This window comes from Nakamurella panacisegetis, from assembly GCF_900104535.1.
GTDB lineage: Bacteria > Actinomycetota > Actinomycetes > Mycobacteriales > Nakamurellaceae > Nakamurella > Nakamurella panacisegetis.
Window position 1 is genome coordinate 394,205 of record NZ_LT629710.1, and the last position, 22,731, is coordinate 416,935.

The window sequence follows — 22,731 nt, forward strand, 5'->3', positions numbered from 1 at the left end:
GTGCTGCCCCCCGTCACGAACGCCGATCCCTCCGGCCCGGCCCCGGCCCTGCGCCGGGGGTTGGCCGTGCTCCGATTGCTGGCCAGCCGGCCGTCGCCGGTGTCGGCCGGTGCGATCGCTCGCGATCTCGGACTTCCCCGATCGACCACCTACGAGCTGCTCACCGAGCTCGCCGCGGCCGGTTTCGCCGTGCACCTCCCCGCCGAACGACGGTGGGGCCTCGGCGTCGGGGCGTTCGAGATCGGCAGCGCCTACCTGCGGACGGAACCGCTGGAGCGGCTCGGCCGGCCGATCCTGCTCCGGCTGGCTGCGGTGACCAGGGCCACCGCCCACCTCGGGGTGCTGCACGGGGCACAGACCCTGTACCTGGTCAAGGAGAAACCCCCGGGCACCACGGTCACTCTCGTCACCGACGTCGGGATCCGGCTGCCGGCCGCGCTCACCGCGACCGGGCTGTCGATTCTCGCGAATCTTCCGGCGCGGCAGGTCAGGGCCCTGCTACCGGACGCCGGGGCGTTCGTGGACCGGACCGGGCGGGGCCCGGCCAACCTGCCCGAACTGCGATCGGCCCTGATCGAGGTACGCCGCCGCGGTTGGGCCGACGAGGACGGCCAGATCACCCCGGGCGCGGCATCGGTCGCCGCGGCCGTGTTCGACCACAACGCGATGCCGATCGCGGCCATCGGCATCACGGTGGCCCACTCCTGCCCCGCCGCCTCCCGTCATCCGGACTGCTCGTTCGAGCATCTGGTGGAGCCGGTCCAGCAGGCCGTCGGCGCCCTGACGGCAGCGATCGGCGGCCGAATGCGATGACGCCCGGCGCGTTACCCGCGCGGGCGCAGGCCGGCGTGACGAACGATCGCTCCGCTCATCGTTCCGGCCCAACCGGTGGCGCCGCCCGGCGGAATTCCCAGGCCGCCACCGGGCGGGAGAGTTTCCTGGTCGTTGCCGACCCCGAGCAGGCTCCGGGTGACCCGTTGGGTGCTGTCCAACAGATCGTCAAGGGCAAGGCCGACGTGGGCCGCGGTGACGGTGGTCAGCGGCGACCGATCCCGGAGCGATTCGAGCACCGCCCGACGGAGCAGCTCCTTGAGGAACGAGGCCGTCACTCCCTCGCTGCGGGCCACCACCGCTTCGACTTCCGCGGCGGACAGCTCGAGTGGTACCGATCGTCCGTACAGGGCGAGCAATCGGCCGCGGGCCTCGGCATCCGGAAGGTCGACCTCCACCGCAACGTCGACCCGACCGGGCCGGGCCGCCAGCGCCGGCTCCAGCAGGTCGGCCCGATTGGTGGTCAGCAGGAACAGCAGATCGGCGTCGGGCGCCGCGCCGTCCATCGCATCCAGCAGGTCGAACAGCACCGGACTCGGCCCCGGGCTGTGGGTGCGGTCCTCGGCAACCAGGTCGACGTCCTCCAGCACCATGACGGCCGGCTCCAGCGAACGGGCCAACTCCGCCACCGAACCCACCGCGTGCAATGCCCGGCCGGTGACCAGCAACCGGGTGTAGCCGGCCATCTGCCCGACCAGATAGCGGGTGGTGTGGGTCTTGCCCGTACCCGGCGGGCCGTACAGCAGCAGGCCACGTTTGAGGTGCTGCCCGGCGGCCAGCAGCTCCGAGCGGTACTCGGCCACGCCGAGTGCGTGCCGTTCGATCCGGCCGAGCACGACGTCGGGAAGCACCACGGCCGACCGCTCGGTGCCCGGCAGGTCAGCGAAGGTGAGAGAAACACCGCCGCTCCGATTCCGACGCCCGGTCGTCCGTGGTCTTCCCGTCCGTCACTTCAGCCCCCTTGAATCGCCCCTCGATGGCTGTGGTCGAAGGTAGCCTCCGGCACCGACGATCGCGCACGAATATCGACCGCTCAGCCAGCGTCGACGATCCCGGCCGCGGCGATGTCGATCTGTTTGGCCAACGCGAAGTCCTTGTGGGTGAGGCCCTTCGCGTCGTGGGTGGTCAGGGCCAGGGACACGACGTTGTACCGGATGTCGATGTCCGGATGGTGTCCGGCCGCCTCGGCCAGGGCGGCGATCGAGTTGACGAACGCCAAGGCGCCGATGAAGTCGGGAGCGGTGAAATTCGCCTGGATCTCGTCGCCGACCCGGCTCCAGGCCGGGAGGGCAGCGAGTTCGCGGTTGATCTGGGTCTCGTCCAGTCGTTGCGTCATGTCGTCACGGTCACCCCGCGCGGGCCGGCGGTCAAGAGCCGGACGGCCGGGATGGACCGGCGATACCTACCTCGGCGTCGTCCGACGGGCGAGCAATCGTCGCCTCCGCGGCCACGATAGGGTTACCGATCATGCAGGTAAGAGAACTCGCCGTCCCCGGGGCCTTCGAATTCACACCTGTCCAGCACGGCGACGAACGCGGCCTGTTCCTGGAGTGGTTCAAGGTCGACAAACTCCGCGATGCGGCCGGCCACCGCCTGGAACTGGCCCAGGCCAACATGTCGGTGTCCAAGGCCGGGAGCCTGCGCGGCATCCACTACGCCGACGTGCCGCCGGGCCAGGCGAAGTACGTCACCTGCGCGGCCGGGGCCGTCATCGACTACATCATCGATCTGCGGGTCGGCTCGCCCACCTTCGGCGCCGTCGACGCTGTCCGGTTGGACACGGTCGACCGCCGCGCGGTCTACCTGTCCGAGGGTCTCGGCCACGGGTTTCTGGCCCTTGAGGACGGGTCGACGCTCAGCTATCTCTGCTCGACCGGGTACGCCCCCGGTCGCGAGCACGCGATCAACCCGCTCGACCCGGCGTTGGGCCTCCCCCTACCGACCGATGTCGAATTCACGTTGTCGGACAAGGACCAAGCCGCACCCACGCTGACCGAGGCGGTGGCCGGCGGTCTCCTGCCCACCTGGGACGCCTGCCAGGCCTACGTGGCCACCCTGGCCTGACGGCCCACCTCCGCCAACGGCGGTTCGATCCGCTGACGACTCGACCGGCACAGAACAGGAACCGCAGATGGCGTCCAGAATCGCCTTGATCCGGCATGGCCAGACGACATGGAGCGCCAGCGGGCAGCACACGTCGGTGACCGACCTCGACCTCACGGGCGAGGGGGTCCGACAGGCCCGGACCATTCCGTCCCTGTTGTCCGGACTGCGGCTGACGCCGGCGACCGTGTGGAGCAGTCCCCGGCTGCGGGCGCGACGCACCGCTGAGCTGGCCGGCCTGCAGATCGATGCCGTCATGGATGACCTGGCCGAGTGGAACTACGGCGACTACGAGGGCATCACCAGCCGCCAGATTCACGTCGAACGCCCCGGTTGGGCGATCTTCACCGACGGCGCGCCGGGCGGTGAAACTCCGCAGGAGGTGTCCGACCGAGCCGATCGCGTGCTGGCCGCGGCCCGGACCGCGCTGGCCGGCGGCGACGTCGCACTGGTCTGCCACGGGCACATGTCCCGGGTACTGGCCGTGCGCTGGGTCGGTCTGGCCATCACCGAGGGCCGCATGCTGCTGATGGATCCGGCCGCCGTCACCGTCCTGGGCACCTATCACGACCTGCCCTGCATCGAGCACGCCAACGTCGTTCCGTTCCACACCACTGTCGACCAGTCGAGCGAGGCCTCCGATGCCTGATCCCCGGATCCGCCCGGCCACCCCGGCCGATGTCGACAAGATCGTCGAGCTGGTCTACGAACTGGCGGAGTACGAGAAGCTGGTCGAGCAGTGCCACCTGACCGCCGAACTGCTGCACACCTCGCTGTTCGGCCCGGCGCCGGCCGTGTTCGGGCACGTGGCCGAAGCCGGCGGCGAGATCGTCGGCTACACCCTGCACTTCCTGAACTACTCGACCTGGGAGGGCGTGCACGGGATCTACCTGGAGGACCTGTACGTCCAGCCCGACCGGCGCGGCACCGGACTGGGCAAGGCGCTCCTGGTCAACCTGGCCGAGATCGCCGTGGCGAACGGCTATGCCCGGGTCGAGTGGTCGGTGCTGGACTGGAACGCCCCGTCCATCGCCTTCTACGAATCATTGGGCGCGACCGGGATGGACGGATGGACGGTGTTCCGGCTCACCGGTCCGGATCTGGCCCGAACAGGGAAGGGAATCGGCTGACCCACACGTTGGCCGCGCGGGTCAGCAGCAGGCCGCCGGTGACGACGGCCACCCCGATCAGCGCCAGTCCCAGCAACAGCCGACCACTCGGGACGGCCATCCAGTAGCCGACCGCGGCCAGCACGATCTGCACGACGAGGGCGGGCGTCCGTCCCCACCGTCGGCCCCGGAGCAGCGCCAGCCCGCAGGACACCATCCCGGCGGCCAGGATCACGTAGTAGGCGCCCTGGGCGAGCAACTGACCAACGGCCGCGGAGTGCCGCAGGCCAGAGGCGACGATCACGCCGGCCAACACGACCAGGCCCAATGCCTCGGCAATGACCAACGCCCCGGCCGCCGCCACGGATCGGGGAGGCGGGATGACGACGGGGCCCGAAGGCGAAGGCTGGCTCACCGGCCCAGATTACCGGCGGCGTCACACTCTCCGGGGCGCGCCGATCGCGCCGCGATCGATCGGCCAACACGTAGGCTGCCCGACGATATGCGCGCCATGATGATCGTCAACCCACACGCGACCGCGACCACTGAACGCCGTCGCGATCTGCTCGCGCACGCCCTTGCGGCCGAGGTCAGGTTGGTGGTGGCCCAGACCGATCACCGCGGCCACGCGGCCGAACTGGCCGCCAAGGCCGTGTCCGGGGGGGCCGAACTGATCGTGGTGCACGGCGGCGACGGCACGGTGAACGAGGTCGTCAACGGCATCATGACCGCCGGCGCCGGTCGCGATGCCCCGATGATCGCCGTCGTGCCGGGCGGCTCGACGAATGTCTTCGCACGCGCGATGGGCATCGACCAGGACCCGGTGCTGGCCACCGAACAGATCCTGGAGGCCCTGATCGTCCGGCAGCACCCGCGCACCATCTCCCTCGGGCGGGTCGACGATCGGTACTTCACGTTCAACGCCGGGATGGGTCTGGACGCCGAGGTGGTCGCGGCGGTGGAGAGCCGGCGGGCCACCGGTCGGGCAATCTCGAACGCCCTGCACGTCCGCAAGGCGATCAGCGAGTATTTCAGGACCGACCGTCGTCATCCCCGGCTGACCCTGACCATCGACGGCGTCCCGGCCCCCACCCCGGCCCACCTGGTCTTCGTGTCGAACGTCGACCCGTGGACCTACTTCGAAGGCCGCGCGGTCCGCACCAACCCCGGAACGTCAGCCGATCGGGGTCTCGGCGTCTTCGCTCTGACCAGCCTGCGCCTTCCGACGGTGTTGCGGGTGTCCAGCCAGCTGCTGCGGACCGATGGCGATCCGTCATCGCGTCATCTTCTCCGGAAAGATGACGTGAATTCCATCACAGTCTCCTGTTCCGAGCCCGTGGCCCTGCAAGTGGACGGCGACTATCTGGGTCTGCGGACCGGAGCCACGTTCACATCGGTCCCCGGAGCCTTACGGGTCCTCACCGGCGCGCCCGTCCGTCTCCACGACGAAATGTCCGGGTCTTAACAGGGGGTTGACAGGGAAACCCCTGGTCTGAATCGTTCCGATCAGGCATCATGGTGAGGGAGCAGGCCAGGTCGTAACCGAAACGTGAGCTACGTAACCTCGCCGTCACGAACTCTTGACATCCCCGTGTCACATGAAACTATTGAGTCAGACGTCGGGGGCCCCAATACACCCGATCACCCGATTGCCAGAAATCCAGTTCTGGGAACTCTCGCATCGGATGGATCGTTAGCCAGACTGACGAGCTGTCACGTTCTTCTGCTTTGTCCCGCACTAACCTGGTGACCCACCTCGGGCCGCCTACACGAAGGAGTGGTCACAAGATGGACTGGCGCCACCGCGCAATCTGCCGCGACGAAGATCCGGAGCTGTTCTTCCCGGTCGGGAACTCCGGACCAGCGCTCCTGCAGATCGCCGAAGCCAAGGCCGTCTGCCAGCGCTGCCCCGTCACGAGTGAGTGCCTCGCCTGGGCTCTGGAGACCGGCCAGGATGCCGGCGTCTGGGGTGCCATGAGCGAGGACGAGCGTCGCGCGCTCAAGCGTCGCCGGGCCAGGGCCCGCGCCCGCAGCCTGTAGAGATATCGGTCCGAACGCCCCGACGCGAACCAGCGTCGGGGCGTTCTGCTGTCTGCGGGCACCGGACGCGGCGCTCCGAGCCGCAGCGACGCGCGTGGAATGTCCGCCCCCGGCAATTTGCTGCATGAGGCATGAGCCTTCTCTTCGAGCCCTTGACCCTGCGGAGCGTCACCTTCGCCAACCGCATCTTCCTCGCGCCCATGTGCCAGTACAGCTGCCAGGACCAGGACGGGGTCCCCGGGGACTGGCATCTGGTCCATCTCGGCTCGCACGCCATCGGCGGGTTCGGTCTGATCCTCACCGAGGCATCGGCGGTGAGCCCGGAGGGGCGCATCTCTCCGCAGGACGCGGGTATCTGGAACGACGTCCAGACCGAGGCCTGGACGCGCATCAACGCCTTCCTGCACGCGCAGGGCACGGTGACCGGTATCCAGTTGGCCCATGCGGGACGAAAGGCATCGACCTACTCGCCGTTCGCCGGGAAGTCCGGGTCGGTACCCGAGTCCGACGGCGGGTGGACGACGGTCGGGCCGAGCGCTCTCGCGTTCGACGGGTACGCACCGCCGCAGGCCATGAGCGTCGAGGCGATCGCCAAGGTCGTCGCCGATTTCGGAGCGGCGGCCCGGCGGGCCGACCAGGCCGGTTTCGACGTGGTGGAGATCCACGCCGCGCACGGTTACCTGTTGCACCAGTTCCTGTCCCCGCTGTCCAACCAGCGGACCGACGGCTACGGCGGCGACTTCGCCGGCCGCAGCCGGTTGCTGTCGGAGGTGGTGACCGCCGTGCGGGCGTCCTGGCCGGCCGACAAGCCGGTGTTCGTCCGCTTCTCCGGAACCGACTGGACCGACGGCGGATGGTCGCTCGCCGAGACCAAGCTGGCCGCCGAACTGGTCGGGCGCCTTGGCGCCGACTTCGTCGACGTCTCCAGCGGTGGCAACGTGGCCAAGGCCGACATCCCGGTCGGGCCCGGGTACCAGGTCCCGCTGGCCGCCGCCGTGCGGTCAGCCACCGGCCTACCCACCGGGGCGGTCGGCCTGATCACCGAGCCGGCGCAGGCCGAACGCATCCTGACCGACGGCAGCGCCGACGCCGTCCTGCTGGCCCGCGCTGCCCTGCGCGAACCGGGCTGGCCGCTGCGCGCCGCGCACGAACTCGGCTTGCCCACCGACAAGGCCCCTTACCGTCCGCAGTACGAACGAGGCGCCTGGCGCTAGTCGTCGCCTGATCCGCCCGGCTGGCCCGAGCCCACACATTCCGGCTCGGCGCATACGTTCCGGCCCGGCGCATACAGAACGGCCGGTTTCAGGCCTTTTCAGCCTCGAAACCGGCCGTTCTGTATGCGCCGGGCAGTTCCGTATGCGCGGAACTACGTGCGGCCCCGCAGCGGGATGCGGATGAGCACCTCGGTGCCCGGCGCGTCATCTCGCCGGCGCATGCCGATGGAACCCAGGAGTTCGGCGTCGACCAGCGTGCGGACGATCTGCAGGCCCAGGCCCGCCCCCTTCTCGAGCGAGAAGCCGGTGGGCAGGCCGATCCCGTTGTCGACCACCCTGATGTCCAGGCTGCGGGCCGAGCGGTCCACGCCGATCACCACCTCGGCATCGGTGCGCGGCTCGCGGTAGCCGTGCTCGAGCGCGTTCTGCACCACCTCGGCCAGCACCATCACCAACGGGGTGGCCAGTTCGGCCCCGATGATGCCGAAACTGCCGATCCGCTTGACCCTGGCCCTGGTCTCCGCCGAAGCCACCTCGGCCACGATGGGCACCAGCTTGTCGACGATCTGGTCCAGATCCACCCGGTCATCGGGCGAGAGCGACAGGGTGTCGTGCACGAGGGCGATCGAGGACACGCGTCGGACCGATTCGGAGAGCGCGTGCTTGACGGCTCCCTCCTTGGAGCGGCGAGCCTGGAGGCGCAGCAGAGCGGCCACGGTCTGCAGGTTGTTCTTCACCCGATGGTGGATCTCCCGGATGGTGGCGTCCTTGCTCAGCAGCGCTCGGTCGCGGCGGCGGACCTCGGTCACGTCCCTGACGAGCACCAGAGCCCCGGACGGCCGACCTCGGGGCCGCAGCGGCAACGCGCGGAACAGGACCGTCGCCGCCCGCACCTCGACCTCCATCCGCAGGCTGCTCCGGCCCTGCACGGCACCGGAGATCCGGGCGGCCAGCTCGGCGGCGTCGAACGGGTCGGCGATCAGCTTGCGGGTCAACGTGGCCAGGTCGCCACCCATGACGGGACCGGTGAGGTTCATCCGGTGGTAGGCCGAGACCGCGTTCGGGCTGACGTAGACGACCCGACCGTCGGCGTCCAGCCGGAGCAGCCCGTCACCGGCGCGCGGGCCGGTGTGGATCTCGCCGGTCTGGGCGGCCGGCGGGAAGGTGCCGTCGGTGACCATCCGGAAGAGGTCCTCGGCCGCGTCGACGTAGGCCGTCTCCAGCATGCTGGCCTCACGCCCGACCAGGCGGCCCGTGTCGCGGGTGACGACCGCCACGATCACCTCGTGGTGCCGGACCGGAACCACCTCGCGGCGGTGGGTCCGGCTCCGGGGCTCGCGGGCCGGGCGCAGCGGCACCCCCGCAGCGTCGAGTTCGCCCAACTCCGATTCGGAGACGATGTCGGCCTGGTCCCAGCCGTCCTGCAGCAACTCGGACTCACCGGGATCGGCCCGCACCGTGACCATGTCGTCCAGGTGGGCCGTTGCGCCGGTCGTCGGCCGCACCTGCGCCACGCAGATCCACCCCGGCCCATGGGCCAGGTCGTCCGGGGTGGCCGTGTCAGTCGGCACCCAGAGCAACAAGTCGGAGAACGACAGGTCGGCCAGCAGCTGCCATTCCGAGACCAGGCCCTGCAGGTGCGCAACCGATGCCCCTGGCAGAGCGGTGTGCTCGGCCAGCAGGTCGGAGAGAGTGCTCAGGAGATCTCGGCGATCAAGTCGCCCTCCTGGACGACCTGACCCTCGGCGACGCCCAGGATCGCGATCACCCCGTCGACCTCGGCGATCACCGGGATCTCCATCTTCATGGACTCCAGGATGACCAAGGTGTCGCCGTCGACGACCGCGTCACCCACCGCGACCAGCACCTTCCAGACGTTGGCGACCATCTCGGCGCGAACTTCCTCCGCCATCGGCGTTCCTTCCACTCACTAATCCGCCCACCCTGGGGCATCTACCGCGTGGCACCGGCCGCACGACACCCCCAGGGACTGCCGTCATCCTTTCACGCCGTCCCGGCGTTCCCGGTCCGCAGCCGCACTCGACCAGCGCGTCGGCCGGAGCCGGGCGGCCGGGTCAGGCTGCGCTGGCCGGAGGCGCCCCGTCGACATGGCAAAATGGGCACATCGCTGCACCAACCCGGTCCGGCGGCAGCAGAGCAGACCTCAACATTGGAGTCACCATGAGCAAGCGTGGTCGTAAGCGGAAGTCCCGGAAGAAGAACGGCGCCAACCACGGGAACCGTCCCAACGCCTGACCTTTCCCCCAGTTGTGCCGACGGGCCCCGTCGGTGATCCCCCGCAGTGCCTTCCTCACGCAAGGAGGGCCGTACGGGAGCTCACCGACGGGGCCCGTCGGCTTTGCTGGTTCGCTTTAGATGGTGGTCTCGGTCTCGACGGTACGCATCGAGATCTGCTCGAGCCCATCGCGGCCGACGCTGGTCACGGTCACCTCGTGGAGGCGGGCGACCAACTTGGCCCGCAGCTCGGCCGGAGCTCGATCCCCGCCACACTTGCTGTGCAGCAACGCCTTCAGCTTCTGATCGAGGTTCGCCTCCTCCAGGCACGGCTCGCACCCGTCCAGGTGCGCCTCGACCGCAGCCCGGTTCTCCTGATTCATCTCGTCATCGAGGAACAGCCAGACGTCCTTCAGGACGCTCGCACATTCGACGTCGCCGGATCCGTCGGAAGCCATCGCTCACACCTCATTCAGAGTGCTCGAAGAATTGCGCAGGAACCCGCGCTCGGTTGCGTAATCGGTGAGCAGTTCGCGCAACTGCCGCCGTCCGCGGTGCAGCCGGGACATCACGGTGCCCAACGGCGTTCCCATGATCTCGGCGATCTCCTTGTACGCGAAACCCTCCACGTCGGCCAGGTAGACGGCCAGCCGGAAATCCTCGGGAAGTTCTTGCAGCGCATGCTTGACGTCCGTGTCGGGCAGCCGGTCCAGAGCGTCCATCTCGGCCGATCGGAGCCCGGTGGAGGTGTGCGACTCGACCGCCGCCAACTGCCAGTCGGTGATCTCCTCGGTCGGCGACACCTGCGGCTGGCGCTGCTTCTTGCGGTAGCCGTTGATGTAGGTGTTGGTCAGGATCCGGTAGAGCCAGGCCCGCAGATTGGTGCCCTGCGCGAACGACTTGAACGCCCCGAATGCCTTGAGGTATGTCTCCTGCACCAGGTCCTCGGCGTCGGACGGATTCCGCGTCATCCGCATGGCCGCGGCGTACAACTGGTCCAGCAACGGCATCGCCTGCTCGGTGAACCGGTCGGAGAGCTCACGCTCGCTGATGGCGGCCGGAGCCGCCGGTTCGCCGGCCATGCCGCCGCCCGCTTCCAACTCGATGTCTGTCGCCACCAACGCCCTCGTCCCTGCCGTTTCGTCCGTCCCGCGGACGTCGGAGCCCTCGACTCCACTGGTGTTGCAGGGTACGCCGGACGTGGGCAGGACGATGATCCTGCTGCTCAGATCGCCCAGGCCGACCCCGCTCGTCACCTGACGTTCCGCAATCGCTGACAGCACCATCGGCCACCTCTCTTCCAGTGGGAGGAACACCGGTTGACGTCGGCCTATTCCGCCGACCGCCGGAGATGGCGACGCCCGGGCGGGACGCTACTGTGCTGCGATGGCCGGAGCCCCCACCCCCGCGATCGCCGCGCTGATCAAGGCGAAGATCGCCCATACCGTCCGCCCCTACGAACACGACCCCAGGACCACCGCCTACGGTGACGAAGTGGTGGCGGCGCTGGGTCAGGACCCGGCCCGGGTGTTCAAGACGCTGGTCGCGAGCGTCGACGGCGCACTGGTGGTCGGCGTAGTTCCGGTCTCGGCCCACCTTGATCTGAAGGCGCTCGCCTCGGCCGCGGGAGGCAAGCGTGCCGTCATGGCCGCCGTCGCCGAGGCCGAGCGGTCCAGCGGGTACGTCGCCGGCGGGATCTCCCCGATCGGCCAGCGCAGACCGCTCAGGACGATCGTGGACTCGTCGGCCGGGGACTTCCCGACCATCTTCGTCAGCGCCGGCCGCCGGGGTCTGCAGGTCGAGATCGCCGCGGCCGACCTGGTCGCGGTGTGCCGGGGAGTGATGGCACCGATCGCCGGCGCGTAGCTCAGACCGATCCGCTGACACCGGCCAGAAAGAGACGGTGCATGCGAAGGTCGCCGGTCAGTTCGGGGTGGAAGGCCGTCACCAACACAGCACCCTGACGGGCCGCCACCGGCCGGTCGCCCACCCGCGCCAGCACCTGTACGCCCACCCCGCAGGACCGGACCAGCGGAGCCCGGATGAAGACCCCGCGCATCGGTCCCCCCTCGACGCCGTCGACGTCGAGTTCGGACTCGAACGACGCGGCCTGCGAACCGAAGGCGTTGCGCTGCACGCGGATGTCCACGCCGCCCAGCCCCGGATCGGCGTCGTCACCGCCGGACAGCAGGATCATGCCGGCGCAGGTCCCGAAGGCCGGGAGGCCGCTCCTGACCCGTTCCCGCAGGGGCTCCCAGAGTCCGACGGTGGTCAGCAGCCGGCGCATGGCCGACGATTCGCCACCGGGCAGGACGATCCCGTCGATTCCGTCGAGCTCCCCGGGGCGGCGCACACGCCGGACGGCCGCGCCCAGGCGTTCCAGGTGCCGTTCGTGCTCGGCCACCCCGCCCTGGACGGCGAGCAGCCCGATCACCGGCACCCCCGTCACCAGCCCCGGTCGGCCAGCCGGTGAGCGACCGGCAGGTCATCGACGTTGATACCGACCATCGCCTCGCCCAGCCCGCGGGACACCTTGGCGATGACCTCCGGATCGTCGAAGAACGTCGTCGCGGCCACGATCGCCGCCGCCCGCTGGGCGGGGTTGCCCGACTTGAAGATCCCCGAACCGACGAACACACCCTGGGCTCCGAGCTGCATCATCATGGCCGCGTCGGCCGGGGTGGCGATGCCTCCGGCGGTGAACAGGACCACCGGCAGGTGGCCGGTGGTGGCCACCTGCTCCACCAGTTCGTGCGGCGCCTGCAACTCCTTGGCCGCGGCGTAGAGCTCGTCGGCGGGCAACGTGGTCAGCCGGCGGATCTCCCCGAGGATCGTTCGCATGTGGGTGGTCGCGTTCGACACGTCACCGGTGCCCGCCTCGCCCTTGGAGCGGATCATGGCGGCGCCCTCGGTGATCCGGCGCAAAGCCTCTCCGAGGTTGGTCGCACCGCAGACGAACGGCACCGTGAACTGCCATTTGTCGATGTGGTGGGTGTAGTCGGCCGGGGTCAGGACCTCCGATTCGTCGATGTAGTCGACGCCGAGGGACTGCAACACCTGGGCCTCGACGAAGTGCCCGATCCGGGCCTTGGCCATCACCGGGATGCTGACCGCCGCGATGATCGAGTCGATCATGTCCGGGTCGCTCATCCGGGAGACGCCGCCCTGGGCCCGGATATCGGCCGGCACCCGTTCCAGGGCCATCACCGCAACGGCCCCGGCGTCCTCGGCGAGCCGCGCCTGGTCGGCCGTGACCACGTCCATGATGACGCCGCCCCGGAGCATCTCGGCCAGACCGCGTTTGACCCGGTCGGTTCCGGTCCGACGGGGTAACGCTGGAGCGACTGTTGGCGTAGCGCTATCTTCTGCTGTCATATTTGACGATAGCAGTCCACGGCGACGCGGGCACTGAATTCCCAGCTGACGCCCGACCGCCGATGACGGTGCCTCCTGGCGCTACTCTCCTGAATATGTCGGGTGATAGCAGTGCCGGGCGCGTGGCCCGGATCCTGGCGGCGCGGGCGCAGGCCGCCGGCCCGGGTGCGCGGCTGCCGGGCAGCCGGGCGCTGATCCGCGAGTTCGCGGTGAGCGCGACGACGATCCAGCAGGCCCTCGACCGGTTGGTGCAGGACGGCGTGGTGGTCACCCGGCCCGGTGCGGGCACCTTCGTCGCTGCCCGGCGCGAACCGGAGCCGAGCGACACCCGGTGGCAGGACGTCACCCTGCAGGCCAGCCCGGTCGACACCACCGGGCTGGACCTGGCCCTGCGGACGGGTGAACCGGATCTGCTGCCGATGGCCGTCGGCTATCCCAGTTCCGATCTCGGCGGTGACCTGCCGTTGTCGGCCGCGCTGGCCCGCGCCGCCCGCCGTCCCGGGGTATGGGATCCGCCGCCGGTCCTGGGCCTCCCCTCCCTCCGGTCGTGGTTCGGCCAGCAGATCGGCGTCAGCCCCGACAACATCATCGTGACGCCGGGGACCCAGTCGGCGCTGTCGACGATCTTCCGGGCCATCGTTCCGGCCGGCGAGTCCATCCTGTTCGCCACACCCACCTATCCCGGTGCGTTGGCCATCGCCCGCAGCGCCGGGCAGGTCGCCGTCCCGGTACCCGGCGACGAAGACGGCCTGCGCCCCGACCTGCTGGAACGGGCGCTGGAACGCACTCAGGCCCGGGTCCTGTACCTGCAGCCGACGTTCGCGAACCCGGACGGCAACGTGCTCTCGGCCGAGCGGCGCCGGAAGGTGCTGGACGTTGCGGCCAGGCACGGCCTCTTCGTGGTCGAGGACGACTGGGCCCGATGGCTGGGACACGGCGACCCGATCCCCCCGCCATTGATCCGCGACGACCCCAACGGTCACGTCATCACCGTCTGCTCGCTCACCAAGGCGGGTGCGCCCGGCCTCCGGATCGGGGCCATCGCCGCCCGCGGCCAGGTGGCGGCCCGTCTGGCCGCGCTGCGAATGGTGGACGACTTCTTCGTGTCCGGGCCGCTGCAGCACGCGGCGATCGACGTCGTCACGTCCACCGCCTGGGCCGGTCACGTTCGCCGCACCGCGGCGGCCCTCGGGGCGCGGGTCAACCGGTTGACGGCCGAACTCCGGTCGGCCCTGCCGGACTTCACGTTCGTGCCCCCGCGGGGAGGCCTGAGCATCTGGCTGGAGCTACCGGCCGGGCTGGACGAGGACGCACTGGTCCGCGCGGCTCGTGAGCAGGGCCTGGCCGTCGGGCCGGGCCGCGACTACTCGATCGGCGACCACCCGTCCGGTCACCTCCGACTCTCCTTCGCCAACCTCACCGAGCACCAGCTGCCCGACGCGGTGGCCCGCCTCGGCGCGGCCCGAGCTGCGGTCCAGGCGTGAATCTCGGCGCCCGTGGGGCGGAGCGGGTGGCCCGCACCGACGGGTCGGTCAGAGCAGCCGGAGGTCAGGTGGGGTGGCGGCGACGGGCTCGATGAGTTGGGGGCCGTCGTTCTTCACGCTGTTGACCTCCGAGGACACCAGTCGCGGCTCCAGAACCGGCTCCGGCATGGTCTCGAGCAGCTTGGCGGCGACCGCCGGATCACCGGACGAGCAGTCCAGCCAGGCGTCCCGCAGGTTCGGCGGCACCAGAACCGGGCAGCGGTCGTGGATCTCGCCCAGGGTGTCGGTGGCCTGTTGGGTGATCACCGTCGCGCTCCAGAACCACTTCGCCGGGTCGTCGTCGGGCAGTGTCGGGTCGGGCCACAACTCGTACAGGCCGGCGAACGCCAGTTGGTCGCCGTGCGCGTCGTGCAGGAAGTAGGGCACCTTGCCGTCCGGGGCCTTCTGCCACTCGTAGTAGCCGTCGGCCGGCAGCAGGCAGCGGCGTCGGCCGGCGGCCTTCTTGAACGCCGGCTTCTGGGTGACCGTCTCCCGGCGGGCGTTGATCAGCCGCGCCGCGCCCTTCTTGTCCTTCGACCAGCTGGGCACCAGCCCCCATCGCACGGTCCGCAGTTGACGGACGGGCGGGGCCTCCTCGTCGCCCCGCGGTCGGCGTTCGAGAATCGCGCGGATCTCGTCGGTCGGGGCGATGTTCCAGGACGGCTCGAGGTCGTCTCCGATCACTTCCTCGACGTCGAAGGCCCCGTACAGGCCGGCCGTGTTGGCTGAGTTCGCGTAGCGACCACACATGTAGTGATTGTGCAGCAGAACAATTCGGCGGACCCTGTCGAAAGCGGAGCGGGACGGTTCATAGTGAACCGGTGCGGTCCAACATTGCGTGCATCGCCGCACGTGAGCCGGGCAGGGAGACGCGGTGGACAAGCGGTTCGTCGGGGCGGTGCTCATCGCGTTGATGGCCGTCGCCGTCATCACCGTCCCGGGTGTGCTCGGCCGCCGCCTGACCGGTTCGGCCGCGCCGGCCTTACACGTCAATCCGCCGCTGGAGATCGGCAACTGCCTGGGGCCGCTGAACACGCCACAGGAACTCAACACGATCGTCGACGTGGTTCCCGTGGTCGCGTGCACCCGGGCCCACAGTGCCGAGGTGATCGCGGTCGGTCGTATCGACCCCGTGGACTACCCGGTGCGCCCGACCGTGGCCGACGCCGCGTTCACCAGTGGTCCGCTCAGCGAGCAGTGCGACCAGGCGGCGGCCAAGTTCCTCGGGTGGGGCACCAAGAACACCGTCCCCCGCATCCAGGTCTCCTTCTTCACCCGGCTCACGATTCCCGGTGAACTGGAGTGGCGGCTCGGGCAGCGGTGGTACGCCTGCGAGTTGATGCCGGGCGTCCTCGACTACCCGATCAGCTACGACGGCACCGCCCAGAACGCCAGCTTCCGGACGCCGCCGGACGCGTTCGCGAACTGCGCTGACGGGCCGGGCGAGACACGCATCTCCTGCCGCGAGCCGCACCATGCCGAACAGCTGACCAGCAGCTACGGCAAGTCTGCCGGCGGTGACGGGAACTGCCGGGCCCTGGTCGCGAAGGTCATCGGAACCTCCGACCCGACGTTCAACGGTCAGCTGGCGGTGCTGTCCCGGGTCCAGGGCGGCGCGTCCCAGTGCTGGGTGACCACCACGTCCAGTCGCTACCTGACGGCGACCCTGATCAACCACGGCAGCCGGCCGCTCCCGCTGCAGTAGGACGGGAACGACCGCCACCCGCGCCACGCGGCGCATCCCGGCCCGATGATGGGCGAAAATGATCCGGTGAGTCCCACCACGAGCACCAGCTGGCCTGCCCCGACCGCGTCCCGACCAGTGGACGCGACGGTCGCCGTCCCCGGATCGAAATCACTGACCAATCGAGCGTTGATCCTGGCCGCGCAGGCCACCGGGCCGTCGAGGATCACCGCTCCGCTCCGCAGCCGGGACACCGACCTGATGGCCGCCGCGCTGACCGCGTTGGGAGTGCGGATCGACCAGGGTCCGAGATCGTGGCTGGTCACGCCGGCCCCGCTGCGGGGGCCGGCCGTCATCGACACCGGACTGGCCGGCACCGTCATGCGGTTCTTCCCGCCCCTGGCGGTCAACGCGGTCGGCGACGTCCGGGTGGACGGCGACGAGTACGCGCGGCTCCGGCCGATGGCGACCATCCTCAACGCCCTCCGAGACCTGGGGGCCGACATCGACGGCGATGCACTGCCCTTCGTCGTCCACGGTCACGGGTCCCTGCGCGGAGGGACGGTCAGGATCGACGCGTCCGCGTCATCCCAGTTCGTCTCCGGTCTGATGCTGTCCGGAGCGAGTTACCGGGACGGCCTCACCCTGGTCCACACCGGGAAACCGGTGCCGTCCATGCCCCACATCGAGATGACGGTCGACATGCTGCGCGAAGTCGGGGTCGGGGTGGACGACAGCGGGGCCAACACCTGGCGGGTCGAGCCCGGTCCGATTTCACCGTGGAACCGAACGGTGGAGCCCGACCTGTCCAACGCCACCCCTTTCCTGGCCGCCGCGGCCGTCGCCGGCGGGTCGGTGCGGATCCCGGACTGGCCGGCAAGCACCACCCAACCCGGTGACGCCATCCGCTGGATCCTGTCTCTGCTGGGCGCGGCCGTTGACCTCACCGACGGCACCCTCACCGTCACCGGCACCGGCACCCTGACCGGCGTCGACCTCGACCTGCACGACGTCGGGGAGCTGACTCCGACGATCGCCGCCGTGGCCCTGTTCGCCGACGGCCCGACCCGGTTGCGCGGCATCGGTCACCTGCGGGGCCACGAGACCGACCGGCTGGGCGCCATCGTCGCGAACATCCGGGCCATCGGCGGCGACGCCGACGAGACCGACGACGGTGTCGTCATCCGCCCCCGTCCGTTGACCGGCGGTCTGTGGGGCGCCTGGGCCGACCACCGGATGGCCACCGCCGGGGCGATCGTCGGGCTCCGGGTACCCGGGCTGGTGGTCGACGACATCGGGACCACCGCCAAGACCCTGCCCGGCTTCGACCGGATGTGGGCCGACATGTTGGCCGGTACCGCCGCGACGGACAACGGGTGAGCATCGCGGCGCGGTACGAGAGCCACCGGGAACGGGTCTGCCGACTGCGTCCGTGCGACGAGCCGTCGGCATGAGCACCCTCGGCGACCGCTGGGACAACGACGACGTGCACGTGCGTCCCTCCCGCCGCTCCCGTCCACGCACCAAGACCCGTCCCGCCCACGACGATTCGACCTCGGGCATGGTCATCACGGTCGACCGAGGGCGCTATCAGTGCCTGGTCGCCGAAGGCACGAAGAAGGTCAGGACGATCACCGCGATGCGGGCCCGTGAACTCGGGCGCCGCGCGGTCGCCGTGGGTGATCGGGTCGACATCGTGGGCGACATCTCGGGCGCCCCGGACACCCTGGCCCGGATCGTCCGCATCGCCGAACGACGCAGCGTGCTCCGGCGATCGGCCGACGACACCGACCTGGCCGAGCGGGTCATCGTGGCCAATGCCGACCAGCTGGTCATCGTCACCGCCCTGGCCGACCCGACACCGCGTACCGGATTCATCGACCGGTGTCTGGTCGCGGCGTACACCGGCAACCTCGATCCCGTCCTGGTGCTCACCAAGGCCGACCTGGCCGATCCCGCTCCCCTGCTCGCCGCGTACCAGGACCTCGACCTGCCGATCATCGTCACCCGGCGGAGTCCGAACGAGCGGGCGATCGACCCGGACGGGGTGCAGCAAGTGCGCGACCGGCTCGACGGGCTGGTGTCGGTGCTGGTCGGACACTCCGGGGTGGGCAAGTCGACGCTGGTCAACGAGCTGGTGCCGGACGCCCTGCGGGCCACCGGCACGGTGACCGGTGTCGGCAAGGGTCGGCACACGTCGGTCTCGGCCATCGCCCTTGCCCTGCCCGACGGAGGCTGGGTCATCGACACGCCCGGAGTCCGGTCCTTCGGCCTGGCCCACGTCACGGCGGACGACCTGCTGGAGACGTTCGACGACCTGCTGCCGGCCACCGTCGACTGCCCACCCGGCTGTGATCATTCCGGCCCGGACATCGGGTGCGCGCTGGATCCGTTCGTCGCGGCGGGTGGTGCCCGCCCCGGTCGGCTGGCCTCCTTCCGCCGCCTGCTGGCCTCGCGAGCGGGCGCCACCGAACCGGAGGACGCCGACGGTTCGGTCTGACCCCACCCGGTTGTCCACAGGGGGCAGGTCCTTCCACAAAGCCGCTCCGTCGCTGGCGGACGCTCACCGCCGGTCCCGACACTGGCCGCATGACCCCGTTCGTCCTGCCGCTCACCGTCCGTACCGACGACGCCGACACCGACCTGTTGATCGACCTGGCCGGCCCCACGTCGCTCGGCCAGGTACTTCCCGCGATCCGGCGCCGGGCGGGCCTGCCCGCCGACAGCACGCTGCACCTCGGGCACGGAGTGGTCGACGATTCGTGGGTTCTGGGCCGGGCCCCGTTGCTGGCCGGCCGGGTGTTGTCGACGCGGCCGGACGTCGAAGCCACCGCGGTCGGGCCGGTCCAGCTCTCGTGCGTGGCCGGGCCGGACGCCGGCCCGTCGATCCCGATGCCGGACCGGCCGATCGTCGTCGGGCGTCATCCGGATTGCGACCTGACTCTGGACGATCCCGAACTGTCGCGCCGGCACGCCCGGGTCGAGCTGGCCGCCGGGGTTCTGCTGGTCACCGACCTCGAGTCGAGCAACGGCGTCAGGGTCGACGGTGAGGCTCGTCCGCGGGCCGGGCCGGGCCGGCCGGTGCCGGTCCACGGGTTGATCCGGCTCGGCGCCAGCATCCTGCGCAGCGGCCTGGCCGCCGAACCGTCGCTGCTCCTGTCCCCGGACGGGGCGGGACATCTGGCCGTCGCCCGCCCGGCCCGGGTCGCCCCGGAATTCCGATGCGACGTTCCCCCTCCCCCCGGACCACCGCCCACGCGTGGCCGCCGCCCGATCCCCGTCCTCGCCGCCTTGTTCGGCGCCGGGGTGGGGGTGGTCATCGCGCTGGTCACCGGATTGTGGACGTTTCTCCTGCTGGCCGCCTTGGGCCCGGCGATGATGCTGGCCACCGCGGTGTCGGACCGGCTCAGCGGCCGGCGCGGCTTCCGGCGCGCCAGCCGGGAACACCTGCGGGCGGTCTCCGACCACAGGGTCCGGGTCGGGGCCGCGCTGGCGGCCGACCGCCTCGACGCATGGGACCGCTACCCGGATCCAGCCACCCTGGGCCGACGGGCCGCCTCGGCCGGCGTGCGGTTGTGGGAACGCCGGCCGGGCAATCCCGATTTCCTGCGCCTGGCCGTCGGGATCGGTGAGCGCAAGGGTCGAATCCCGGCCGAGGACGCACCACTCGTGGCCGAGGTCCCGCTCACGCTCGACCTGGCCGCCATCGGCGTCCTGGGGATAGCCGGCGCCTGCCGGGGGCTGGTCCGGCATCTGCTGAGCCAGCTCCTGGTCCTGCACTCACCGGCCGACCTGCGGATCCACCTGTTCACCGACGACCCCGAACTGCGCCGGCTACGGGACCTTCCGCACGTCGAGCTGCACGCCGACCGCGTGCGGGCCACGGCCGGGGTGGCCCGGATCCTGTCGATCGCCCGGGAGGCGACCACCGTGGTGGTGCTGGACGACGCCCACCGATGGCGACGGACGCCGCGGATGAACGAGCTGCTGATCGGGGCCGCACGACCGGCCACCGCTGCGTCCGGGCTGACCGAGGTGGCCACGCCACGTCCCGGCCCCGGCTCGGTCGCGGCGATCTGCATCGCCACGGCCGCCGAGGCGCTACCGGTGGAATGCACAGCCGTGGCGGTGGTCGGGGACGGGCAGATCAGGGTGCGGGCCGGCTCGCACCATCTGGCGGCCGAGACCGTGGGTGTCTCGCGCGCTCACCTGGAACGAGTGGTCGCCGCCCTGACTCCGCTGATCGATCCCGATCGACCCGGTGCCGGCCTGCCCGACGAGGTCTGGCTGTCCGACCTGTTCGGCACCGCCGGGGTTCGAGCGGGCACGGCACGACGGTGGGTTGCCCCTTCCCTGACGGTCGGGCTCGGCACGGGCGCCGCGGGGACGGTCGAGATCGACCTGGAACGCGACGGACCGCACGTACTCATCGCGGGGACCACCGGGTCGGGCAAGTCCGAACTCCTTCAGACCCTGGTGGCCGGCCTGGCCTGCGCGGCGCCGCCCGACCGGACCGCATTCCTGCTGATCGACTACAAGGGCGGCGCTGCCTTCGGCCGACTGGCCGACCTACCCCACACCACCGGTGTGGTGACCGATCTGGACCAGGCCGAGGCCGCTCGCGCGTTGACCAGCCTGCGAGCCGAGGTACGCCGCCGCGAACGGCTGCTGGCCGATTCCGGAGCAGCCGACCTGGCCGGGCTACGCGTCGACCGGCCAGATGGTTGCCCGCCGTCCCTGGTCGTGGTGGTCGACGAGTACGCCACGCTCGGCGCCGAACGGCCCGAGTTCCTGGCCGGCCTGCTCGACGTCGCGCAGCGAGGACGCTCGCTCGGGCTGCACCTGGTGCTGGCGACCCAGCGGCCGGCCGGCGTGCTGAGTCCGGCCATGAAAGCGAACATCGGCCTGCGCATCTGCCTACGGGTGACCGACGATGCCGATTCGCTCGACGTCATCGACTCGCCCGAGGCCGCGCAGCTGCCGCCGTGGGCCCCAGGACGGGCGTACCTGCGCCGGGCGAAGGGCCGGACGACGTTGTTCCAGGTCGCCCGGGCGACCGGGATCCGGCGTGAGCAGGTCCGGGTGCGTGATGACCTGGAGCCGGCCGAGGCCGTCACCGTCGGCCCGACCATCCTCGACGAGGTCATCGAGGTGGTGACCGGGGCGGCGGTCGGGCGGGGCCGACCCGACACGCCCTGGTTGCCGCCCCTGCCGGACGACTACCGACCGGACGGCGAGGCCGTCCTGGCCCTGCGCGACGTACCCGATGAACAACGGCAGACCGAGATTGGCGCGCCCGCCGGTTCCACCCTTGTCCTGGGCCGACCCGGGTCGGGCCGGAGTTCGACGCTGCGGCGGCTGGCCTGGTGCGCCGCGACGGACGGCGCCGAACTGGTCGTCGTCGACCCGTCGGGTGGGCTCCGCGAGCTGGCCGATTGGCCGAGCACCCGCACCTACCTCGACGGCCACGACCCGGTGCTGGTGCATCGGCTGATCGACCGGCTGCGCGTCGTTCGGCGGGCCAGGGTCGACGGAACCGGCTCCCCGCTCCTGCTACTGATCGACGGCTGGGACGCCATGGCCGGCCCGCTCGACGGACTGGACTACGGAGGCTCGACGAGCACGGTGACCGATCTGGCCGGAGGTGGACCGTCGGCCGGGATGCGGGTGGCCGTCTCCGGTGACCTGCGGATGGAGCACCATCGGACGGCCGGGGCGTTCACCACCGTCATCCGGCTCGGCGTCGACGCGCGGAACGATCCATGTGGCGCTCCCCCGGGCCGGGGACGCCTGCTCGGAGCCGAGATCCAGGTCGCGCACGGTCCGCCGGGCGCACCGTCATCGGATCCGGTCGGGCACGGCGCGCCCGTCGTCCGGGCATTGCCCGTGATCGTGACGGCGTCCCAGCTCCCCGACCCGAGGGCCGACGCGGTCCCGCTGGGCGTGGGCGATGACGACGGTTCGGTGCAGGTGATCGACCTGACCGGACCGGGCGGAGGGCTGCTGGTGGCCGGTCCGCGCCGAAGCGGGGTCAGTACCGCCCTGGCTCGACTGGCCGTCGGCGCGGCGGCGGCCGGTGTGCGCGTCGTCCGGGCCACGGTGCGCCCGGCGCCCGGGCTGCCGGGCGTCGAGGACATCATCCTGGGGCCGGGAGCCGGCCCGTTGCACCGCCTGCTGCTCGACCACGACGGGCCGATCCTGCTGGTCGCGGATGATCTGGACCGCCCCGACTGGCCCGACGACGCCCTGGCCCTGTTCGAGCGATTCGTCACAGTCGCCGGGCCGGGGCAGTACCTGGCCGCCGCGGCCCGCCTTGAGCGGGCCCTGCGGTCCCACCGGGGTCCGATCGCCGAGATCGCGGCATTCCGGACCGGCATCCTGCTGCATCCCGATTCCGCAGATGGCACCCTGTTCGACGTCACCCTGCCGCGACGGCAGGGGCAACCGCCGGCCGGTCGGGGCTACCTCGTCCGACAGGGGCGAGCCGTCCCGCTGCAGCTCGCCGGACACCCGCTCTGAACGGCTCCGGACCCGGTGAGCAACGTCCGGCTCCGAACCGCACACACAGGGGGTTCACCAAGATCCCGGCACCATGGGGCGCAGACCGATGATCCGGT

At 70.8% G+C, this 22,731-nt stretch carries 24 protein-coding genes; 14 read left to right on the top strand and 10 right to left on the bottom strand.

Annotation, left to right across the window (positions count from 1 at the left end):
- On the top strand, window positions 1–813 hold the full coding sequence (locus BLS97_RS01745; protein WP_231988306.1) for an IclR family transcriptional regulator: 813 nt from the start codon (window positions 1–3) through the stop codon (window positions 811–813).
- Between the two features lie 11 nt (window positions 814–824).
- On the opposite strand, the gene BLS97_RS01750 is transcribed toward BLS97_RS01745, so the two are convergent.
- Together BLS97_RS01750 and BLS97_RS01755 are read right to left on the bottom strand one after the other, a co-directional pair.
- Window positions 825–1,685, bottom strand: coding sequence for an AAA family ATPase (locus BLS97_RS01750; protein WP_157695114.1), 861 nt, complete (start codon window positions 1,683–1,685; stop codon window positions 825–827).
- Between the two features lie 179 nt (window positions 1,686–1,864).
- Window positions 1,865–2,167: a 4a-hydroxytetrahydrobiopterin dehydratase gene (locus BLS97_RS01755; RefSeq protein ID WP_090474265.1), complete on the bottom strand. Its 303-nt coding sequence runs from the start codon at window positions 2,165–2,167 to the stop codon at window positions 1,865–1,867.
- A gap of 131 nt (window positions 2,168–2,298) precedes the next feature.
- Here BLS97_RS01755 and BLS97_RS01760 point away from each other — a divergent pair, with 131 nt between their 5' ends.
- The 3 genes from BLS97_RS01760 to BLS97_RS01770 all read left to right on the top strand — a co-directional run bounded on the left by BLS97_RS01760 (window position 2,299) and on the right by BLS97_RS01770 (window position 4,064).
- Window positions 2,299–2,895, top strand: coding sequence for a dTDP-4-dehydrorhamnose 3,5-epimerase family protein (locus BLS97_RS01760; protein ID WP_090474266.1), 597 nt, complete (start codon window positions 2,299–2,301; stop codon window positions 2,893–2,895).
- A 67-nt stretch (window positions 2,896–2,962) separates the two neighbouring features.
- On the top strand, window positions 2,963–3,583 hold the full coding sequence (locus BLS97_RS01765; protein ID WP_090474267.1) for a histidine phosphatase family protein: 621 nt from the start codon (window positions 2,963–2,965) through the stop codon (window positions 3,581–3,583).
- Window positions 3,576–4,064, top strand: a complete 489-nt coding sequence (locus BLS97_RS01770) for a GNAT family N-acetyltransferase (protein WP_090474268.1) — start codon at window positions 3,576–3,578, stop codon at window positions 4,062–4,064. Before BLS97_RS01765 ends, BLS97_RS01770 begins: the two co-directional genes overlap by 8 nt.
- On the opposite strand, the gene BLS97_RS01775 is transcribed toward BLS97_RS01770, so the two are convergent.
- On the bottom strand, window positions 4,021–4,458 hold the full coding sequence (locus tag BLS97_RS01775) for a hypothetical protein (protein WP_157695115.1): 438 nt from the start codon (window positions 4,456–4,458) through the stop codon (window positions 4,021–4,023). The genes BLS97_RS01770 and BLS97_RS01775 overlap by 44 nt on opposite strands.
- Window positions 4,459–4,545: 87 nt before the next feature.
- Here BLS97_RS01775 and BLS97_RS01780 point away from each other — a divergent pair, with 87 nt between their 5' ends.
- From BLS97_RS01780 to BLS97_RS01790, 3 genes are all read left to right on the top strand, one after another.
- Window positions 4,546–5,508 carry a diacylglycerol/lipid kinase family protein gene (locus BLS97_RS01780; RefSeq protein ID WP_090474270.1) on the top strand — a complete coding sequence of 321 codons (963 nt, stop codon included), beginning with the start codon at window positions 4,546–4,548 and terminating at the stop codon, window positions 5,506–5,508.
- A gap of 323 nt (window positions 5,509–5,831) precedes the next feature.
- On the top strand, window positions 5,832–6,083 hold the full coding sequence (locus BLS97_RS01785) for a WhiB family transcriptional regulator (protein WP_090474271.1): 252 nt from the start codon (window positions 5,832–5,834) through the stop codon (window positions 6,081–6,083).
- 131 nt (window positions 6,084–6,214) lie between these two features.
- Window positions 6,215–7,297 (top strand): NADH:flavin oxidoreductase/NADH oxidase, encoded by a 1,083-nt coding sequence (locus BLS97_RS01790; protein WP_090474272.1) that lies wholly within the window; start codon window positions 6,215–6,217, stop codon window positions 7,295–7,297.
- Between the two features lie 152 nt (window positions 7,298–7,449).
- Here the strand turns inward: BLS97_RS01790 and BLS97_RS01795 are convergent, their stop codons facing one another.
- Both BLS97_RS01795 and BLS97_RS01800 read right to left on the bottom strand, forming a co-directional pair.
- A complete protein-coding gene (locus BLS97_RS01795; protein WP_090474273.1) occupies window positions 7,450–8,997 on the bottom strand; it encodes a sensor histidine kinase in 1,548 nt (515 codons plus the stop codon).
- The gene (locus tag BLS97_RS01800; RefSeq protein ID WP_090474274.1) at window positions 8,994–9,209 is read right to left on the bottom strand and encodes a biotin/lipoyl-binding carrier protein; all 216 of its coding nucleotides are present in this window, start codon (window positions 9,207–9,209) and stop codon (window positions 8,994–8,996) included. Before BLS97_RS01800 ends, BLS97_RS01795 begins: the two co-directional genes overlap by 4 nt.
- Before the next feature lie 269 nt (window positions 9,210–9,478).
- Here BLS97_RS01800 and BLS97_RS24385 point away from each other — a divergent pair, with 269 nt between their 5' ends.
- Window positions 9,479–9,553: a 50S ribosomal protein bL37 gene (locus tag BLS97_RS24385; protein WP_370531406.1), complete on the top strand. Its 75-nt coding sequence runs from the start codon at window positions 9,479–9,481 to the stop codon at window positions 9,551–9,553.
- Window positions 9,554–9,669: 116 nt separating this feature from the next.
- On the opposite strand, the gene rsrA is transcribed toward BLS97_RS24385, so the two are convergent.
- On the bottom strand, window positions 9,670–9,990 hold the full coding sequence (rsrA, locus tag BLS97_RS01805) for a mycothiol system anti-sigma-R factor (RefSeq protein ID WP_090474275.1): 321 nt from the start codon (window positions 9,988–9,990) through the stop codon (window positions 9,670–9,672).
- Between the two features lie 3 nt (window positions 9,991–9,993).
- On the bottom strand, window positions 9,994–10,614 hold the full coding sequence (locus BLS97_RS01810) for a sigma-70 family RNA polymerase sigma factor (protein ID WP_090481065.1): 621 nt from the start codon (window positions 10,612–10,614) through the stop codon (window positions 9,994–9,996).
- 304 nt (window positions 10,615–10,918) lie between these two features.
- On the opposite strand from BLS97_RS01810, the gene ybaK reads away from it, so the two are divergent.
- Entirely contained in the window at window positions 10,919–11,398 is a 480-nt protein-coding gene (gene ybaK / locus BLS97_RS01815; RefSeq protein WP_090474276.1) for a Cys-tRNA(Pro) deacylase, read from the top strand.
- Between the two features lies 1 nt (window position 11,399).
- On the opposite strand, the gene pdxT is transcribed toward ybaK, so the two are convergent.
- Both pdxT and pdxS read right to left on the bottom strand, forming a co-directional pair.
- Window positions 11,400–11,984: a pyridoxal 5'-phosphate synthase glutaminase subunit PdxT gene (pdxT, locus tag BLS97_RS01820; RefSeq protein WP_090474277.1), complete on the bottom strand. Its 585-nt coding sequence runs from the start codon at window positions 11,982–11,984 to the stop codon at window positions 11,400–11,402.
- The gene (pdxS, locus tag BLS97_RS01825) at window positions 11,978–12,907 is read right to left on the bottom strand and encodes a pyridoxal 5'-phosphate synthase lyase subunit PdxS (RefSeq protein ID WP_090474278.1); all 930 of its coding nucleotides are present in this window, start codon (window positions 12,905–12,907) and stop codon (window positions 11,978–11,980) included. The genes pdxT and pdxS overlap by 7 nt, the downstream gene beginning before the upstream one ends.
- 95 nt (window positions 12,908–13,002) lie before the next feature.
- Between pdxS and BLS97_RS01830 the strand changes: the two genes are divergently transcribed.
- The gene (locus tag BLS97_RS01830; protein ID WP_090474279.1) at window positions 13,003–14,391 is read left to right on the top strand and encodes an aminotransferase-like domain-containing protein; all 1,389 of its coding nucleotides are present in this window, start codon (window positions 13,003–13,005) and stop codon (window positions 14,389–14,391) included.
- A gap of 48 nt (window positions 14,392–14,439) precedes the next feature.
- On the opposite strand, the gene BLS97_RS01835 is transcribed toward BLS97_RS01830, so the two are convergent.
- Window positions 14,440–15,180, bottom strand: coding sequence for an SOS response-associated peptidase (locus BLS97_RS01835; RefSeq protein WP_090474280.1), 741 nt, complete (start codon window positions 15,178–15,180; stop codon window positions 14,440–14,442).
- Between the two features lie 124 nt (window positions 15,181–15,304).
- Between BLS97_RS01835 and BLS97_RS01840 the strand changes: the two genes are divergently transcribed.
- From BLS97_RS01840 to BLS97_RS01855, 4 genes are all read left to right on the top strand, one after another.
- Window positions 15,305–16,135, top strand: a complete 831-nt coding sequence (locus BLS97_RS01840) for a septum formation family protein (RefSeq protein ID WP_090474281.1) — start codon at window positions 15,305–15,307, stop codon at window positions 16,133–16,135.
- A gap of 48 nt (window positions 16,136–16,183) precedes the next feature.
- Entirely contained in the window at window positions 16,184–17,494 is a 1,311-nt protein-coding gene (gene aroA, locus BLS97_RS01845; RefSeq protein ID WP_090481068.1) for a 3-phosphoshikimate 1-carboxyvinyltransferase, read from the top strand.
- A 70-nt stretch (window positions 17,495–17,564) separates the two neighbouring features.
- Window positions 17,565–18,614, top strand: coding sequence for a ribosome small subunit-dependent GTPase A (gene rsgA / locus BLS97_RS01850; protein ID WP_090474282.1), 1,050 nt, complete (start codon window positions 17,565–17,567; stop codon window positions 18,612–18,614).
- Window positions 18,615–18,703: 89 nt separating this feature from the next.
- Window positions 18,704–22,633 (top strand): FtsK/SpoIIIE domain-containing protein, encoded by a 3,930-nt coding sequence (locus BLS97_RS01855; RefSeq protein ID WP_090474283.1) that lies wholly within the window; start codon window positions 18,704–18,706, stop codon window positions 22,631–22,633.
- Window positions 22,634–22,731: the final 98 nt, after the last annotated feature.

Bases quoted from the DNA above. Each gene is read 5' to 3' on its own strand.
- rsrA (WP_090474275.1), bottom strand. From the start codon at position 9,990: ATGGCTTCCGACGGATCCGGCGACGTCGAATGTGCGAGCGTCCTGAAG.
- BLS97_RS01760 (WP_090474266.1), top strand. From the start codon at position 2,299: ATGCAGGTAAGAGAACTCGCCGTCCCCGGGGCCTTCGAATTCACACCT.
- BLS97_RS01835 (WP_090474280.1), bottom strand. From the start codon at position 15,180: ATGTGTGGTCGCTACGCGAACTCAGCCAACACGGCCGGCCTGTACGGG.
- BLS97_RS01755 (WP_090474265.1), bottom strand. From the start codon at position 2,167: ATGACGCAACGACTGGACGAGACCCAGATCAACCGCGAACTCGCTGCC.
- pdxS (WP_090474278.1), bottom strand. From the start codon at position 12,907: ATGACAGCAGAAGATAGCGCTACGCCAACAGTCGCTCCAGCGTTACCC.
- BLS97_RS01785 (WP_090474271.1), top strand. From the start codon at position 5,832: ATGGACTGGCGCCACCGCGCAATCTGCCGCGACGAAGATCCGGAGCTG.
- rsgA (WP_090474282.1), top strand. From the start codon at position 17,565: ATGAGCACCCTCGGCGACCGCTGGGACAACGACGACGTGCACGTGCGT.
- BLS97_RS01780 (WP_090474270.1), top strand. From the start codon at position 4,546: ATGCGCGCCATGATGATCGTCAACCCACACGCGACCGCGACCACTGAA.
- BLS97_RS01800 (WP_090474274.1), bottom strand. From the start codon at position 9,209: ATGGCGGAGGAAGTTCGCGCCGAGATGGTCGCCAACGTCTGGAAGGTG.
- BLS97_RS01765 (WP_090474267.1), top strand. From the start codon at position 2,963: ATGGCGTCCAGAATCGCCTTGATCCGGCATGGCCAGACGACATGGAGC.
- aroA (WP_090481068.1), top strand. From the start codon at position 16,184: ATGGGCGAAAATGATCCGGTGAGTCCCACCACGAGCACCAGCTGGCCT.
- BLS97_RS01770 (WP_090474268.1), top strand. From the start codon at position 3,576: ATGCCTGATCCCCGGATCCGCCCGGCCACCCCGGCCGATGTCGACAAG.
- BLS97_RS01830 (WP_090474279.1), top strand. From the start codon at position 13,003: ATGTCGGGTGATAGCAGTGCCGGGCGCGTGGCCCGGATCCTGGCGGCG.
- ybaK (WP_090474276.1), top strand. From the start codon at position 10,919: ATGGCCGGAGCCCCCACCCCCGCGATCGCCGCGCTGATCAAGGCGAAG.
- BLS97_RS01790 (WP_090474272.1), top strand. From the start codon at position 6,215: ATGAGCCTTCTCTTCGAGCCCTTGACCCTGCGGAGCGTCACCTTCGCC.
- BLS97_RS01810 (WP_090481065.1), bottom strand. From the start codon at position 10,614: ATGGCCGGCGAACCGGCGGCTCCGGCCGCCATCAGCGAGCGTGAGCTC.
- BLS97_RS01855 (WP_090474283.1), top strand. From the start codon at position 18,704: ATGACCCCGTTCGTCCTGCCGCTCACCGTCCGTACCGACGACGCCGAC.